This is a genomic window from Picosynechococcus sp. PCC 73109 (genome assembly GCF_001521855.1).
Classification (GTDB): domain Bacteria; phylum Cyanobacteriota; class Cyanobacteriia; order Cyanobacteriales; family MRBY01; genus MRBY01.
Map to the genome: position 1 here is coordinate 2,486,530 of NZ_CP013998.1, position 15,730 is coordinate 2,502,259.

The 15,730-nt window shown below is 50.9% G+C and carries 13 protein-coding genes; 7 read left to right on the forward strand and 6 right to left on the reverse strand.

Annotation, left to right across the window (positions count from 1 at the left end):
- Positions 1 to 5 precede the first annotated feature (5 nt).
- Together AWQ23_RS11970 and pheA are read left to right on the forward strand one after the other, a co-directional pair.
- Positions 6 to 293, forward strand: coding sequence for a hypothetical protein (locus AWQ23_RS11970; protein ID WP_030006891.1), 288 nt, complete (start codon positions 6 to 8; stop codon positions 291 to 293).
- A 42-nt stretch (positions 294 to 335) separates the two neighbouring features.
- On the forward strand, positions 336 to 1,214 hold the full coding sequence (gene pheA / locus AWQ23_RS11975) for a prephenate dehydratase (RefSeq protein WP_062435763.1): 879 nt from the start codon (positions 336 to 338) through the stop codon (positions 1,212 to 1,214).
- A gap of 50 nt (positions 1,215 to 1,264) precedes the next feature.
- Here the strand turns inward: pheA and cphA are convergent, their stop codons facing one another.
- Positions 1,265 to 3,958: a cyanophycin synthetase gene (gene cphA / locus AWQ23_RS11980; RefSeq protein ID WP_062435766.1), complete on the reverse strand. Its 2,694-nt coding sequence runs from the start codon at positions 3,956 to 3,958 to the stop codon at positions 1,265 to 1,267.
- A gap of 205 nt (positions 3,959 to 4,163) precedes the next feature.
- Positions 4,164 to 5,003, reverse strand: a complete 840-nt coding sequence (locus AWQ23_RS11985) for a cyanophycinase (RefSeq protein WP_012308002.1) — start codon at positions 5,001 to 5,003, stop codon at positions 4,164 to 4,166.
- Between the two features lie 232 nt (positions 5,004 to 5,235).
- Between AWQ23_RS11985 and trmD the strand changes: the two genes are divergently transcribed.
- The 5 genes from trmD (at position 5,236) to AWQ23_RS12010 (ending at position 10,294) form a co-directional block, all read left to right on the forward strand.
- Entirely contained in the window at positions 5,236 to 5,946 is a 711-nt protein-coding gene (trmD, locus tag AWQ23_RS11990) for a tRNA (guanosine(37)-N1)-methyltransferase TrmD (protein WP_030006894.1), read from the forward strand.
- On the forward strand, positions 5,943 to 6,740 hold the full coding sequence (locus AWQ23_RS11995) for a hypothetical protein (protein ID WP_062435769.1): 798 nt from the start codon (positions 5,943 to 5,945) through the stop codon (positions 6,738 to 6,740). Before trmD ends, AWQ23_RS11995 begins: the two co-directional genes overlap by 4 nt.
- A gap of 73 nt (positions 6,741 to 6,813) precedes the next feature.
- The gene (locus AWQ23_RS12000) at positions 6,814 to 9,165 is read left to right on the forward strand and encodes an HD family phosphohydrolase (RefSeq protein ID WP_062435772.1); all 2,352 of its coding nucleotides are present in this window, start codon (positions 6,814 to 6,816) and stop codon (positions 9,163 to 9,165) included.
- A 51-nt stretch (positions 9,166 to 9,216) separates the two neighbouring features.
- Positions 9,217 to 9,972 carry an MBL fold metallo-hydrolase gene (locus tag AWQ23_RS12005; RefSeq protein ID WP_062435773.1) on the forward strand — a complete coding sequence of 252 codons (756 nt, stop codon included), beginning with the start codon at positions 9,217 to 9,219 and terminating at the stop codon, positions 9,970 to 9,972.
- A 91-nt stretch (positions 9,973 to 10,063) separates the two neighbouring features.
- Complete coding sequence (locus AWQ23_RS12010) at positions 10,064 to 10,294, forward strand: DUF3134 domain-containing protein (RefSeq protein WP_041443620.1); 231 nt, start codon at positions 10,064 to 10,066, stop codon at positions 10,292 to 10,294.
- An 81-nt stretch (positions 10,295 to 10,375) separates the two neighbouring features.
- On the opposite strand, the gene AWQ23_RS12015 is transcribed toward AWQ23_RS12010, so the two are convergent.
- The 4 genes from AWQ23_RS12015 to AWQ23_RS12030 are packed head-to-tail and all read right to left on the reverse strand — an operon-like array spanning position 10,376 to position 15,593.
- The gene (locus tag AWQ23_RS12015) at positions 10,376 to 12,064 is read right to left on the reverse strand and encodes a DUF2079 domain-containing protein (protein ID WP_062435776.1); all 1,689 of its coding nucleotides are present in this window, start codon (positions 12,062 to 12,064) and stop codon (positions 10,376 to 10,378) included.
- 41 nt (positions 12,065 to 12,105) lie between these two features.
- Positions 12,106 to 13,101, reverse strand: a complete 996-nt coding sequence (locus AWQ23_RS12020) for a glutathione S-transferase family protein (protein WP_062435779.1) — start codon at positions 13,099 to 13,101, stop codon at positions 12,106 to 12,108.
- 7 nt (positions 13,102 to 13,108) lie between these two features.
- Entirely contained in the window at positions 13,109 to 14,131 is a 1,023-nt protein-coding gene (locus AWQ23_RS12025) for a DUF2325 domain-containing protein (RefSeq protein WP_012308010.1), read from the reverse strand.
- Between the two features lie 52 nt (positions 14,132 to 14,183).
- The gene (locus AWQ23_RS12030; protein ID WP_062435783.1) at positions 14,184 to 15,593 is read right to left on the reverse strand and encodes a DUF697 domain-containing protein; all 1,410 of its coding nucleotides are present in this window, start codon (positions 15,591 to 15,593) and stop codon (positions 14,184 to 14,186) included.
- Between the last annotated feature and the right edge of the window lie 137 nt (positions 15,594 to 15,730).

Below are 15,730 nucleotides of genomic sequence, written 5' to 3' on the forward strand. Positions count from 1 at the left end.
CAGCTATGGCTTTTCCCCAACGCGATCTCCGTCAAATCCACCGCCGTCTTGTGCCGATTATGGTCGCGCCTCTGTTGATTACGGTGTTGACGGGATCCCTGTTTCAAGTGGCTTCTTTGACGGGCAATACGGCGGATTTTTATTGGTTACTAGAGCTCCACCGGGGACATTTTGGCCCTGTGAATTTAGAGGTGATCTATCCTTTTCTCAATGCCCTGGGCTTGCTTTTGCTCCTGGCCAGTGGGGCGATGATCTGGTGGACGACGCGACCACGGCAGCGGCAACGCCCTTAAAAATTGGTAGGATTGGAAACATTCGCAGATTGATCGTCGGGTATGACCATAAAAATCGCTCACCTTGGGCCAGCGGGCACCAACGCCGAAGCAGCGGCACAGACCTATCAAGGATGGTTGCAGCGGGAACAATCGCCGGCTGTGGATCTAGTACCCTGCCAAAGCATTGCCCAGAGTTTGTATGCCCTCGCCCACGATGAGGTGCAATTAGCGGTGATCCCGGTGGAAAATTCGATTCAAGGGTCGGTGGCGATCGCCTTGGATTTGGTCTGGGAATTGCACCCTTTATCCATCTGCCATCAAATTATTCTCCCCATCCACCATGCCCTAATTTCCTTCGCCCCAGACTTTAGCGAGATCAAAGAAGTCCGCTCCCACCCCCAGGCCTTGGCCCAATGTCAACGGTGGCTGGAAAAACATCTGCCCCATGCGGCCCTCATTGAAGCGAATTCAACCACGGCGGTCTTGGGTAGCCTCAAGGACAATCCTCATCTAGGGGCGATCGCCGCGCCCCGGGCAGCACATCTTTACCACTTACCCATCGTGGTGGATGCCATTGGTGATTTTCCGCAAAATTGCACCCGGTTTTGGGTTTTAGGGAAGGACATCCAGACGGCTGGGGATGTGATTTCCCTTGCCTTTACCCTGCCCGCAAAAATTCCTGGGGTTCTCGTGAGTGCCCTAGAGGTCTTTGCCCGCCGCAAAATTAACCTCAGCCGCATTGAATCGCGCCCCACGAAACGCTCCCTGGGGGAATATTTATTTTTTGTCGATCTCGATGGTTGTCTCACAAATCCCGATGTTCAGGCAGCCCTGACGGAACTCCAGACCCACACAGAAATTTTAAAAATCCTCGGCAACTACCGCACGATTCCTTTAGTTTCCCTGGGGGCAACGCCCGCCTCTGATCTCCAGGCGTAGGATGCTCGTTTTTTGTTTGAAAAATAGGTGAGTTACAGACAAACAACCCCTTAACTAGCGATGGAGGGAGAATTCACAGGAGCTTCGGAAGAGACAGTCGCCGTCCCATTCAGGCCAGGGTTAGTTTGGCTGGGTAGGCGCTGCTCAATCATGGCGATCGCCCTGGTCACACTTTCGGGGAAAATCACCACCAGAGCCTCCTGGGGCGCTTCATCGAGGGCAACATTCAAGGCCCGTTGTTCATCAAGAATGGTTTCGTATTGGCAATTGGGATTTTCTTCTTGAATCCCCTGGCGGATTAAATCTGCCACTTCCCCTGCGTGGCGGCCCCGTTTGTCATCGTCTTCTTTAACGATAATTCGGTCAAAAACCGCAGCGGCAATGCGCCCCAACAAAATTAAATCCTCATCGCGGCGATCGCCAGGGCCACCCACCACCCCGATTCGTTCGCCGGGCCAGTTTTTCACAAAGGCACCCACGGCCTCATAACCCGCCGGATTATGGGCATAGTCCACCAGCGCGTGGTGCGTTCCCAAATCAAAAAGGTTCATCCGTCCTGGGGTCTGGGCTGCCGAAGGCTTAAAGGTGCGTAACCCCTGGCGAATATGTTCAATATCAACGCCCTGGGCAAAGGCGGCCAAACAAGCAGCGAGGGCATTGGCGATCATAAACGGAGCCATGCCCCCCATTGTCACCGGCGCGTGCTTCACATGCTCCACTTGTAGCTTCCATTCTCCTTCTAACAACGTCAGATAACCATTGTCATAAACCGCCGCCAGTCCACCCCGTCGTATGTGCTCTAAAACCACGGGATTATCCGACTGCATCGAAAAATAAGTGACCTTACCCCGCACCTTTTCGGCCATGGCGGCAACGAGGGGATCATCCGCATTCAGAACCGCATAGCCGTCGGGACTGACCGTTTCAGCAATCACGCCCTTGACTTGGGCCATTTGCTCAATGGTATTGATATCCCCTAGACCCAGGTGATCTGCTGCGACATTAAGGACGACTCCTACATCACAGCGATCAAAGGCTAAACCAGCCCGTAAAATACCGCCCCGGGCTGATTCCAGGACGGCCACTTCCACCGTTGGGTCTTGGAGAATCATCGCCGCACTTTGGGGGCCAGTATTATCACCCTTTTGGGCGAGATAATCACCAATGTAAACCCCATCTGTGCTGGTATAGCCCACGACTTTTCCCGTTTGGCGATAGATATGGGCCGTTAAGCGGGTGGTAGTAGTTTTGCCATTGGTTCCCGTCAGGGCAATGATGGGGATCCGGTTGGGGGCACCATCGGGATAGAGCATATCCAGTACCGGGGCCGCCACATTTCGGGGTAAACCACGGCTTGGCGCCACGTGCATCCGAAAACCAGGGGCCGCATTGACCTCCACAATCACCCCATCGGTATCGGGGAGGGGCTGAGTAATGTCTTCAGTAACCACATCAATCCCGGCAATATCCAAGCCAATAATTTTGGCCACCCGCTCAAAGAGCCACACATTGTAGGGGTGGATATCATCGGTACGATCAACAGCAATCCCCCCGGTGCTGAGGTTCGCCGTGGCTCGCAGATAGGCAATTTCTCCGTCCTGGAGTACGGTGTCCAGGGATAAGCCTTGGCGATCAAGCACTTTTAGGGCTGTTTGGTCGATGACGATGCGGGTGAGGACATTATCATGGCCGTCGCCCCGATTTGGATCGCGATTTGTTTCTTCGATGAGGGTTTCAATGGTTGAGTGACCATCCCCGACCACATGGGCTGGTACCCGTTCGGAGACAGCAACGAGCTTACCGTTAATAACCAATACCCGGTGGTCACTGCCTTTGTAGTAACGTTCTACGATGACGGAGCGGGTTTTTGAGGCTTCGCTGGCGAGATCGTAGGCGTGCTCTGCGTCGGCCCAGGTTTTGATATCAATGGTAATGCCACGGCCATGGTTGCCATCGAGGGGTTTAATCACAATGGGATAGCCACCGACATCTTCAATGGCATCCTCAAGGTCATCTAAATAGCGAATCACGGTACCACGGGGCACGGGGACACCCGCATCGGCCAGAATATTTTTGGTGCCTTCTTTGTCACAGGCTAATTCAACGGCTAAAATGCCAGATTGGTTGCTGAGGGTGGCTTGCAATCGTCGCTGATGTAGGCCATAGCCCAGTTGAATCATGGAACGGGCACTGAGCAATGACCAGGGAATCCCACGGGATTCGGCCTCTTTGACGATGGTTTCGGTACTGGGGCCGAGGGCTGAGCTGGCACAGAGATCTTTGAGATCGGCGAGATCCTGCTCTAGTTCTTTGGGGGAATAGCGCCCAGTATCAAGGATGGATTGACAGAGACGTACGGCAGCCCGTCCGGCATAACGTCCGGCTTGTTCGTAGATATATTCAAAAACGACATTGTAGACACCGCGATCGCCAGTGGCCCGGGTGCGACCAAACCCAACGGGCATACCCGCTAATTCTTGGAGTTCGAGGGCGACATGTTCCACGATGTGACCCATGAGGGTTCCTTCCCGGACACGGCTTAAAAAACCACCCCGGCAACCGGGGGAGCAATGGTGTTCGATGAGACTCGGGAGGGTTTCGCTGAGGGCTTCGTAGAATCCGCTAATTTCGTTGGAGGGGATTTCCGCAATTTCTTCGAGATCGAGACGCATGACGATCAACTTTTTGCGTCGAATACTCCAATAATTGGGGCCTCTGAGGGTTAGGGTCTTGAGGATTCTCATAGGTTGGCGTGGTTGAAAGTCTGGTGGGGCTGGGCGCAAATGCCGCTGGGTGGACGATAAGCGGCGTTAGACCAATGCTATCCGCAGCAGTGGCCTGTCAAGGGGAAATGGTGAACTGGAGTATGACATTTGGCGATCGCCCTAGAATTGCTAATTATTCTAGGACAATTTGTTCGTGGATTATTTGTCGGTTAGTGACCATCATTTAAAGGTTTCCGGACATTGGCCGATGGTTTTTGAGGTCGTAGCGATCGCCATGGCAGAGAATATGCAGATGCAAATTATGGAGACTCAGCGGTTCCGATGTATCGACACGGGACTGATTTGTGTGGGTCAAATCCTGGGCATCAACAATGGTGACTGTCCCCCGGCCCAGGACTTCTAAGTACCCTTCCTGCTCGAAGACCGCCGCCGTATCTTCGTCAATGCCGATCCCCAGGCGGTCTGGATGCACGGCGATCGTACTCAGGAGACGCACCATGCGATTGCGGTTGTGAAAATGCTGATCGACGATAATTTCTGGAATCATCCCCAGGCCCATGGCCAAATCCACCAGACCCCGGTTAGGAGATTCGCCGCTACTGCCCCCAGCGATCATATGGTGGCCCATCACCGCGGCCCCGGCACTGGTGCCAGCGAGGGTGATTTCGCCGCTGTGAATTCGTTGACGGATGCGTTCCATTAATGGCGTATCTGCAAGTAGACCACAGAGGCGAAGCTGGTCGCCGCCCGTCATAAAGACGCCAGTACAATCTTCAACAAATTCTTGGTAATAGCGATCTTCAGCATGGATGCGATCGCGCACGTCCAAGACCTTAACCTTTGCGACGCCCATATCCTCAAAGATCCGTTGGTAGCGATCGCCAATCAGTAACGGTTCGCGGGATGCCGATGGAATAATAGCGATCGCCGCCCCAGTGCCCCCAGACCGTCGGAAAAACGAAGCGAGAATTTCCTTACCATGAACCTTATCTTCCGCTCCCCCAATGACAAGGATGGAACTCTTAAAAGAAGTTTGCTGAGCAAGAGAAGTTTCTGACGGCATTAGTTTAATCTTGAGGACAGGTGAGAGGCGAAATTCCAGATCCGTTTGCACTTGGTGAAGCCACCATTGGGGCCGAGCCATTGACCAGATTCCTGCGGTCTGAACCCTTACCAAAAGAACCAGAGAAATCCAGAAAAATCCCCACAATTATTGCATAGTCCTTGTCATTCTCAAATTAGCTGATTATTCTTTTTTAGGTCAAAAAACCATCACTTTCACTCCCCCTTTTTCTATGGCTTTACATTTCGATCTTGTGACCCTTTTTCCGGATTTTTTTACCTCGCCGCTCCAGTCCGGCCTCCTGGGAAAAGCTTTAGGGAAAGGCATTGCCACCGTTAACTTCACCAACCCCAGGGATTTCACGACGGATAAACACCGGAGTGTTGATGATGAACCCTATGGGGGCGGTGCGGGGATGTTATTAAAACCAGAACCCCTCTTCGCCGCTGTCGAGTCTTTACCCGTGCAACCTAAGCGGGAAGTGATCTTGATGACGCCCCAGGGACAACGGCTCGACCAACAACTTTTGGCGGAATTAACCACCTATGACCAGTTGGTTCTAATCTGCGGCCATTATGAAGGGGTCGATGAACGGGTGCGGGAGCATTTGGTAACCCGGGAGATTTCCTTGGGCGATTTTGTCTTGACCTGTGGTGAAATTCCGGCGTTAACGTTGCTCAACGGTGTGATTCGCTTACTGCCGGGCACGGTGGGCAAAGAAGCATCCCTGAAAGCCGATAGTTTCCAGGTGCCGCTGTTGGACTATCCGCAATATACGCGCCCTGCTAAGTTTCGGGAGTGGGAAGTACCAGCGGTCTTGCGGTCTGGTAATCACCAAAAAATTGCGGAATGGCGTTTGGCCCAGCAAATCCAACGCACCCAGGCCCGACGACCGGATCTTTGGGAAGCGTGGCAGGCTTCCGAAGGGGAGGTTCAGGAATGATTGTGAGTCTTTATCACCGATTATTGGGCATGATGTTGGCGATCGCCAGCCAATTTGAGGGCCATGACACCTCGCCCCTGCTCCTTCCAATGCAGACCCTGATGAACCAATACAGCGAAACCGGCACACTGGGCAGTTGGCGGCCCCCGTTCACCGAAGAACCCTTAGAAAATGCGTTTTTGTTGTTGCCACTGTTGGTGTTTTGCCATGAAGATCCCCAGGATTTAGGCGATCGCCTGGGAAAATTTGACCTGCCCCCGGCGCAGTACCCTATGGTGCTGGATTTGGCCGGGGCCTTGAGTGCTTGTTTCCGAGAAAAACTCACCCCTGGGACATTCCGCACCCACATCGCGCAATATTCCCCGGTCGGCACACTACTACCATCCCCCTGGACTCCCCAACAGACCTGGACAAGCTTCAGTCGGACGATTCGAGCCGAAAAACAGCTTGATCAGGCAACGCGACAACTTTTGCTAATTTATGGGGCGATCGCCTATGGTGACGGGCGTTGGTCAGAGAGTTTCGCCCTAGTCCGGTCAGAATCGAGTATTATCAGCCTTTGGGTCGCCATTTTTGTCGGTGTCCTCCGGGGCGATCGCCATTTATCCCTATGTTTACGGCTACACCATGATTTAGAGGCAATGGAAACCCAAGTCTTACAGTTTTGGAGTCGCTGGTCGGGACTTCCCCCAGAAAATCAGTTACAGTTGGAGCAGGTACCCCTTATTGCAAGTCAGTCCGTTCTCCAATATCGTCCCCAGCTTCAACTTATTTCCCAACGCCACCTTGTTTAGCATCCCGCGATCGATTGCATCTTTCTGCACTGGGTGGACGTCTGAATGAATCGCATCTTTTTTCAATTTGCATATGAATTTTTGGTCTAATTCCAAACAGCATCGGGGCCAAGGGCAATCTCCCACCCGGCGGAAATCGCCTAGTCAACTTTCTGCTTCGGTATTGGCAGTGGTAGCGGTTACATCCTTGACTAGCGTGATTGGCGATCGCTTTTATAACCAGCCGCAACTGGCGGTGGATACCATTGCCCCGAAGACAATTACAGCTCCTAGCGATGGTGAATTTGAGGATACCAAGACCACTGAGGCAAAACGCCAGGAAATTCGCCAGGGCGCAATCCCTAGTTTGAAGCGAGATCCAGAAGTTACGCCAGCTATCAAGCAAGACCTCAAAACCCTCCTCGATGACATTAGTCGAGTCCGTACCATTTCTGGCGAATTTCCCTTTCTCGATCCCCAAATTTTATCGATTCCAAGCCAAACAACACTCCGCCAAGCCAGCGCTGCCCAGTGGGAAACAGTATTGGCGATCGCCGATCAACTCGAAATTTCTCCCCTGCCGCCCCTTGATACCCTGCTGCCCACAGATGCAAATTTGGCGACCCCAACCCGGGAACTCTACGCCTATGCCGGGGGAGCTGGCCCTGCGGCAGTGCAAAGGGTGATCACGACGATCATGGTGGCCCGGGAAGGCTATCAACAGGCGATCGCCGAAGCCCAAACCACCTTTAACACCGACCTGTTTCAAACCCACCAAACCTTTTTACTCCGCCTGTCTGACGCAGAATGGGAGCAAGTCCGTAATGATATTCTCCAGGCTGGCGATCGCATTCTGACCCAAGGGATTCCCCCAGGCATTTCCCCAAGCCTCCTCCAAGAAACTATCCAGGTACAACTCGAAAACGATAGATCCGGGCGCGCCTTTGCCATCGACACTTTAAGCCAAACCCTGCGCCCCAACCTGATCGAAGACCGCGAAGAAACCAAACGCCGTTCCGAACAGGCAGCCCTCGCCGTAGAACCCGTCGTTGTAAGCATTGATTCGGGCGAGGTAATTGTCACCAAGGGAGAGCAAATTAGCCAAGAAGATTTTGTGCTACTCGATGGCTTTGGCCTCAGCGATCGCCAAATTAACTGGTTGGGTCTCGGCGGTTATGCGCTCCTGGTTAGCGGTGGCGTTGCCATAACCATCCTTGTCGTTACCAAAACCAAGAAAAACCTACGGCGGCGTGATTGGGTGCTGCTGCTGCTCATTAGCCTGAGTACCCCCCTCCTGGGCCTAACAAAATTTCCCTACAACAACAACTTACCAGCCGTCGGATTACTCACCGGTAGCCTCTACCATCCCCACATTGCGATCACCCAAGTGGCCCTCTTATCCGGGATTACGGGCATTAGCAACGAAAACATTAAATGGGATCACCTCATTGCGGCCACCGTCGGCGGAATCATTGCCGCCCAACAGAGTGGTAAATTGCGATCGCGCGAAGAACAAGCCAGCCTTGGCTTCACTATTGGGGCCATGCAAGCTGTCGTCAGCCTCGCCTGGAATCTCATTGCCAGTGCCAGTGCCGAGACCCTCTGGTATGTCCTCTTGCCAGAGGCATTAATTTTTGGCTTCTCTGGCACCGTCTGGATTATTATTGCCCTCGGACTATCCCCCTATCTAGAACGCTTCTTTGAACTGCTAACCCCCATTCGCTTAGCTGAACTTTCCAACCCGAATCGTCCTCTGCTCGCCAAGCTTGCTAAAGAAACCCCCGGAACCTTCCAACACACGCTATTTGTCGCCTCCCTCGCCGAAGCTGCTGGTCGCCAATTAGGCTGTGATGTGGAATTAATCCGCGCCGGAACCCTCTACCATGACATTGGCAAGACCCACGACCCCGAAGGCTTTATTGAAAATCAGCAGGGTGGCCCCAATAAACATGACCAACTCAGCCCCTATGAAAGCGTCGAGATTATTCGCAAGCACGTAACGGAAGGGGAAAAAATGGCCAAAAAACACAAGCTACCCAAGGCAATCCGTGACTTCATCCCAGAACACCAAGGGACGATGCAAATTTCGTATTTTTATCACCAGGCCCGTGCCCTTGCCGAAAAAGAAGGCCACCCCCCAGACAGTGTGGATGAACAGTTATTCCGTTATGCTGGCCCGATCCCCCAATCAAGGGAAACAGGGGTGGTAATGCTGGCAGATAGTTGTGAAGCAGCCCTACGTTCCTTGAAAGAAGCGACCCCAGACCAGGCGGCAATTATGGTCAATCGTATATTTCGAGCCCGTTGGCAAGATGGTCAATTAGCTGAATCTGGCATTGCAAAAAATGAGTTGCCGTCCATTGTGGATGTTTTTGTAAAAGTATGGGAGCAGTACAACCATAAGCGTATTGCTTATCCCCATGCCGTATTGGAGTCTCGCCGTTAACCCCAGGGCAGAAATTGTTAAGATCTGTAAATAAGTACTCTAGGCTGACCCATGGAATTGACATACCTCGACAGTAATAGCTGGCTCATTGAGATGGCCGGAAAGCGTATTTTGCTAGATCCTTGGCTAGTGGGTTCGTTGATGTTTGGGAATACGCCTTGGTTATTTAAAGGCGATCGCCCCCAGGATCGTCCCATTCCCGAAAATATAGATTTAATACTCCTGTCCCAAGGGCTACCGGACCATGCCCACGTACCTACCCTAGAGCAGTTGGATCATGCATTACCCGTTGTCGCTTCCCCTAATGCGGCCAAGGTCGTGGAGTCTCTGGGTTATCAAACCATCCACACCCTAGAGCATCACCAGAAATACACCATTGATAATTTAGAAATTCTGGCTCTGAAAGGGTCTCCGGTGGGGCCAACCACTTTGGAAAATGGCTACCTGCTCAAGGATCTCAGCACTGGCCAAACGCTCTATTACGAACCCCACGGCTATCATTCCCCGGAGTTGAAGCAGTACGCTCCGATTGACGTTGTGGTGACGCCATTGATTAATCTCACCCTGCCCCTCCTCGGCCCCGTGATCAAAGGTCAAGCCAGTGCCCTACAGGTTTGTGAATGGCTAAAACCCCAGGTCATTTTGCCCACTGCCGCTGGTGGAGATGTCAACTTTGAAGGGCTGGTGATGAAATTCCTCAAACCCCAAGGTACGGTCGCTGACTTTAAGCAGATGCTCCACGAAAAACAACCCGACACCCTGGTTTTGGAGCCGACACCAGGGACTCCTTGTACGGTTTTGGCTTAAAAAATAACCCCATCCAAAGTCCTGCCCGAATCCTGAATAAGCTATACTAAAAAGCTGCTCACATATCCGTAGCGATCGCCTAGTTTTGACTATGAAAAATCCTTCCCTGCGCCAAGAACCTCGATACGCGCCTGCCTCCGTGATTGCCCTCGAGCAAAAGACATCATTACTAGAATGGCTAGAAGAAAACGGTCGCATTATTTACCGCGAGAAAAAAGACGACTTGATCGATGAGATGGCAGACGATCAAGATTTATCTGAGCTGATGGATGAAGATGGCTTCGAAGATGATGACGACGATGATGATACTGACCTCGATTAAACAGAATACCCAAAAATAAATCTCTACATTATCTCGTTGACCCCCAATACCATAAAGATATTGGGGGGTCGCTTTTTATATTCAATTATTGTTTTTACTTAAAATCGGGATCAAAGTTTGTCGATAGGCTCTCCACTGCTGTTTTGAATCAGGTGTTGAACTTTTTCCTTTTTCTAACAGAATAACGCCTTCTTTAAAATCAATAATGCCATATTCATTTTGGTCAACAATTTGATCAATTACCCCAACATAATCTTTCAATCGTTGCCAATCCTCATCAAAAGCGACTTGATAACGCACTAGACGCCATAGATCTGCCACAATAAAATCAACTTTTTCGATGTTTTGTTGATCGTTTTTAATTTCGATGCCGGGTAAACGAATAATTTCTCGACGACTAGATAGATGAGGAATGATGTAAGTTGTTGCGGAGACGCTTGCATCCTGAGGAATACGGCCAATCATGCCCTGAATATCAACACTGCGAGACCATTGCTCAATCGGGGACACATAAACCCAGGGAGATAAAGAATCCGGAATCATAAAGTAAAGTGTCCGGTTAGGATTAGCTGTGATGGTAAAAGCGATAGATAAGGTTAAACAAGTAATCCAGAATTTTTTAAAAAATGGGCTGATTTGTCGGGGATGACGGGGCTGGTTTTTCCGGAAAAAATTATTAAAGCCTTCCCCAGACCACCATAGAATTACCCCATAACAAATACCTGGTACAACGGCAAGGGCATAGCGAATATTAATCGAGAGAACAGACATCCCTTTTCCTAACAGAAGTTTGAGCAAGGGAAATCCGGCGATCGCCCAAGCACTCGGAGCCACTGCCGGGACAAAAGCAAATGGCAAAAATTGTCCTGCGAGATATTTAATTGTCCGATCAAAAGGAGTAACCAGTTCCCTAAGAAGTAACAATGGATTGGAGAGCATTGCCAATAAAATATCAAGGGTGGAAGCCTCTGCCGCGTCTGTATATTGCCCAAATCGTTCGAGCATAAATCGCTTAGAAATATCCTCGGAAAAGATCGGCATAATTAAATTAGTTAGCAGCAGAATATACCCAAAGCTAAACAAACAGACCGCCGCTCCGATTTTTGGAAAACGACGACTAAGGATCATATAAGCACCCACCCCGAAGAGAACAATACCGCTATCTTCACGGATCATGACGATCAAAGGACACATAATTCCAAAGAGCCACCACCAACGTTTTTCCATGGCTAAAAGCAACGTAAACATAAAAAGAGGCAACTGGAAATTATCGTGAAAATTACATAAAGTTGGGCCAATTACAGCATTTGCACCGTAATAGCTATAGGTAATCCAACGGGCAGGAACTGGATCTAGATAATGTCGTGCTAATAGGTACAGAACAAGACCCGCTGCCGATAGCATGGTAACTAGAAGTACGGCTAGGGTTGCAGCATGGGGAAAAAAGAAATAAATCGGCAACCACAGAAGTAGAGCAGGAGTGAAGTGTTGCCCAAGGCGATGGTAGCTGACATCTGGGACTTCCCCTGCATGAACAACATTGGTAGATAACTGTGAAGAGAGGCTACTTTGAAAAAAACGGCCATGGGCTCCATTCCACATGACCTGATTGAAGATGCCTTGGTCATAGGAGGAATAGAATGTGAAATGACGGTGCAGCACCAAAGCCATACAAATGATAAAAAAGATGCCGCTAACAATCAGGATAGGCCGCCATTCTTCCTGTTTAAAGGGGGTTTTGACGGGTCTGATGTCCTCAAGATTGACCATAGAACACTGCCTAACAATGAATCTCCAAAATCTTATCAGAGTTAGGAATCGTCGGAATTGATGGCTAAAGTGTGGCGGTCATGGGAGGATTGAAAGCGATGAATATCGATACCGAGGGGAACAATGCCGCTGGGGTTGAGGGGGAAGAGGGAAGTGTAATATTCTTGCTGGATTGTTTTGAGGGGGCAGGTAGCAGCAACACCTGGCAGTTGATAGATATCCCGTAGATAGCCCCAGAGATTTTTGTAATCGCAGATGCGGCGGCGATCGCACTTAAAGAGGCCATGGTAAACGAGATCAAAGCGGATGAGGGTAGTAAATAGGCGGATATCGCAGAGGGTGAGTTGGTCGCCTAGAAGGTAGCGGCGATCGCCTAGGCGTTGGTCTAACTGATCCAAAGTTTGAAAAAGTGCCGTTGCCGCTTGGTCATAGGCGGCTTGGGTGCGGGCAAAGCCACATTTATAAACGCCATTATTAACAGTGTGATAGATGAGGTCATTGAGGTGATCGCCTTCTGGTCGTAATGGTTCTGGGTATAAGTCTCGCTCTGGGAATTTCGCAAACCGATTAAAGGCATCATTGAGCATCACAATAATCTCTGCGCTCTCGTTATTAACGATTTGGTACGTCTGGCAATCCCACAGCACCGGCACAGAACAGCGGCCACTGTAACCCACCTGGCCCAATTGATAAAGCTCTTTCATGCTGCGGCAGCCCGTGGGGTCATTTTCCAGACGCCAGCCCCCCACTGACACATCGGCGATCGCCACACTCAGATCCACAACGTCCTCTAGACCCTTGAGGATGCGGGTAATGGCTGTCCGGTGCGCCCAGGGACAAGTAAGGCCAATGTAGAGTCGATAACGATTTGGCTCTGGCGGAAACTCTTCAGAACCGACCCAATGGCGAAATTGACTCTCAACCCGCTGAAAATTGCCCGTTGGGTCGCTGGGGGCCAATTGAGACATCAGGGTTTGCCACAGGCGATGCCAGACAAATTGTGCCGTTTGAATCAGAAACTTCGGGGGAACTGCCATAGAGCGATTACTTATTCCAGAGTTGCGCCAATTGTTGGGTTTTGAGTCCTGCTTCGATGGCTTCTAGCACCCTGGTCATGCCTGTGGTGTTGATAATTTCATATTTTCTGTCTGCTTTTTTACAGGCTTCCATGGCCCGCTCCGTCATGGAATGGCTGGCGTAGCCCGTGATAATGAGAATGAGGTCAACATTGGTAACCTGGGCTTCCCCCTGGGCCGAAAGTTGTAGACCATCCTGTTCGCTATACCATTGCAATTCCACCTGGGAACTGCGCAGGCGATTCTTTACAGCGGTTTGGAGGCGATCATGTCCACCAAAAACTAAGACTTTTCCAACTAAGTCTGCATACAGTTCCGGGCGTTTATCCGATTTGCGGTGGCGGGATTTGGGTTGAATATTGGGATGGTGTTCTGTACGGGAACGGTTTTCGAGGGCTTTGTTATAGATAAAGTTTAGGGTTTGTTCATGGGTTCCCCGCAGTCGCGCCACGGGGCCTTCTTCGCTGTGTTCGTTTATTTGGTTAATTAGGGCGTCAACCACTTCTTCGAGGGAACCTATTTCCTTGAGGTCATCCACATAGCCTTTGATGGCGATCGCCGCATCGGTGGCACTAAAAAAGTCTTGTTGTTCAAAGATCATATCGAGCAGATCGTCCCGGAGATCCGACTGCCAGCGTTGGACTTTTTCCCGCGCTTTTTCTTCTAAAAGTCTTTCTTCCCGGAGAACAAGCTGGGCATCGACAATTTCTGTGGCCTTTTCGGGTATTTCTGCTATTTCACGGCGAATATCATCGGCTTTTTCTTGTAATTGTTGAATTATGTCGGCATGATGATATCCCTCCGCCCGGTAGGTGCTGATCATCTCTTCGACTTTTTTGAGCAGGGGGTGCAGTTTTGCTTCCCGTTGGCGCACAATATCTTGGTATTGTTCGTCCCGCTGCTGCTGTAATTTTTTTTCTTCGAGGTGGGTCTTCGCCGCAGATAACAAATTTTCAACGGAGGCCTCTAGGTTTTCGAGTTCGATATCCATGGGAATTTAGGGGGGTTATGAATTTTATGATTTTTTGGGCTAGCTATAGATCTTAGCTAATCGTTTGGGGGGATAGGCGATTTAGGGTGCCTTTCACGAAATTCCCGAAAAATTGTGATCGCTGATTTTGCTCAAAAACTCGCTTAAGAATCTGGCCGAGTTTCTCGAAATTAAGAGATTCAGAGGCAGTTTGGGGGTTTTGTTCTTGGAAATACTGGATTAAACTCAGCCCCGCAATGTGGGTTAGATAGGCGGCACTGACCCCCTGGACAGCACCCCCAGCAAGATAGGTGATCGCGTTGGTTTTGAGCATCCCGCCGACGGCTTGGGTGGAGAGTTCCACAAGGCCAAGTTGGATCATTTGTTTGCCGAGGGTGGTGGCGATCGCCTGGGCCTGACCCAGAGAAAGACGCTGTTGATAGACCGCTCCCACATCCATAATCATTTGTCCTGTTACGGCTGCCGTGGCGAGTAAATCTAAAGCAGCGACGGGATTGGCAAAGGTCGCCCCAGCCGCCAACCACTGATATTTTTCGAGGATCGGTAAAGCCCGTTCCCGTCGGAATTGATTGAGGGTTTGCTTGGCATTGTGCTGGGTGAGCCGTGCGGTGCGCCAGATGGTTGACCAGAGCAGTTGTTGTTGGGTTTCGGGCTGACTGAGGAGAGTTTGGAGTTGATGTTGTAGGGGGGCAACGACCGGATCAGGACGTTCAAAATGCTCGGTGGCGGTGCCATCGGCTTGGATTTTTTTAACTTTGATGGCCTGGGGTGCGGCGGTGATGGGGAGGATATTTTGGGGAGCGATCGCCGGCTGACAATGGTTCCGCAGTTGGTTCAGGATCAATTCCCGTTGCTCCGGCTGATATTGATCTTGCTTATTAAAGGCGATAAGGATTGTCTGGCGAGCTTGGTGCCAATGGTTGAGGGTTTGCCATTGGGAGGCCATCAGATCCCCATTCACCAGGAAAATCACCAGGTCGGCGGCAAAGACTTGGTTTTGGGCCGCTTGGTCATAGCTGGCGAGGTCGGTAAATAGGGGCGGTGTTTCCTGGAGGGTATAAGTTGGTGCGGTGGCTTGGAGCTGCCTGAGGAGGGTTGTTTTTCCAGTGCCCCGGCCACCGGCGATCGCCACGGTGAAGTGGTCCCGTTGAAATTCTTGATTAAGCTTATCCAGGGTTTGCCTAAGGGTTGTGAAATCTTGATCGGGCACTTCTTGCTGGAGCGCCATCACCCACTGTTGGGCGTTTGCAATGGCTTGGTCAACGTCTTTTCGTTTGAGGGGATTTTGGGGATTGTCCTGGGGGTGTTGGGGTTGTTTTTTCTGCCAAAGCAGGAGGCCGCCCCAGGCGATCGCCCCCCAAAATAGCCATTCGCCAAGGTCGAAAATATTGCCCTGCCAGCGACCCAAAACTGCGAAAAATAAGGCTAAACCTAAACCGCCAACAAGAATGGGTTTTTGCATTGTTCTTACCCCGCCACATACAACAATTCGTCTATCTATGCTACTGCGAAAGGTGCTGGCCCTTAAGGGTAGGGGGCGATCGCCGGGGATCTTTCAAGAAATATTAAGGGTCAAGCTTGGCTCATATTGGGAAGGAT

What these genes read in the sequence shown, in the direction of transcription:
- AWQ23_RS11970 (WP_030006891.1), top strand. Translation starts at nt 6, where the DNA reads ATGGCTTTTCCCCAACGCGATCTCCGTCAAATCCACCGCCGTCTTGTG.
- pheA (WP_062435763.1), top strand. Translation starts at nt 336, where the DNA reads ATGACCATAAAAATCGCTCACCTTGGGCCAGCGGGCACCAACGCCGAA.
- cphA (WP_062435766.1), bottom strand. Translation starts at nt 3,958, where the DNA reads ATGAGAATCCTCAAGACCCTAACCCTCAGAGGCCCCAATTATTGGAGT.
- AWQ23_RS11985 (WP_012308002.1), bottom strand. Translation starts at nt 5,003, where the DNA reads ATGCCGTCAGAAACTTCTCTTGCTCAGCAAACTTCTTTTAAGAGTTCC.
- trmD (WP_030006894.1), top strand. Translation starts at nt 5,236, where the DNA reads ATGGCTTTACATTTCGATCTTGTGACCCTTTTTCCGGATTTTTTTACC.
- AWQ23_RS11995 (WP_062435769.1), top strand. Translation starts at nt 5,943, where the DNA reads ATGATTGTGAGTCTTTATCACCGATTATTGGGCATGATGTTGGCGATC.
- AWQ23_RS12000 (WP_062435772.1), top strand. Translation starts at nt 6,814, where the DNA reads ATGAATTTTTGGTCTAATTCCAAACAGCATCGGGGCCAAGGGCAATCT.
- AWQ23_RS12005 (WP_062435773.1), top strand. Translation starts at nt 9,217, where the DNA reads ATGGAATTGACATACCTCGACAGTAATAGCTGGCTCATTGAGATGGCC.
- AWQ23_RS12010 (WP_041443620.1), top strand. Translation starts at nt 10,064, where the DNA reads ATGAAAAATCCTTCCCTGCGCCAAGAACCTCGATACGCGCCTGCCTCC.
- AWQ23_RS12015 (WP_062435776.1), bottom strand. Translation starts at nt 12,064, where the DNA reads ATGGTCAATCTTGAGGACATCAGACCCGTCAAAACCCCCTTTAAACAG.
- AWQ23_RS12020 (WP_062435779.1), bottom strand. Translation starts at nt 13,101, where the DNA reads ATGGCAGTTCCCCCGAAGTTTCTGATTCAAACGGCACAATTTGTCTGG.
- AWQ23_RS12025 (WP_012308010.1), bottom strand. Translation starts at nt 14,131, where the DNA reads ATGGATATCGAACTCGAAAACCTAGAGGCCTCCGTTGAAAATTTGTTA.
- AWQ23_RS12030 (WP_062435783.1), bottom strand. Translation starts at nt 15,593, where the DNA reads ATGCAAAAACCCATTCTTGTTGGCGGTTTAGGTTTAGCCTTATTTTTC.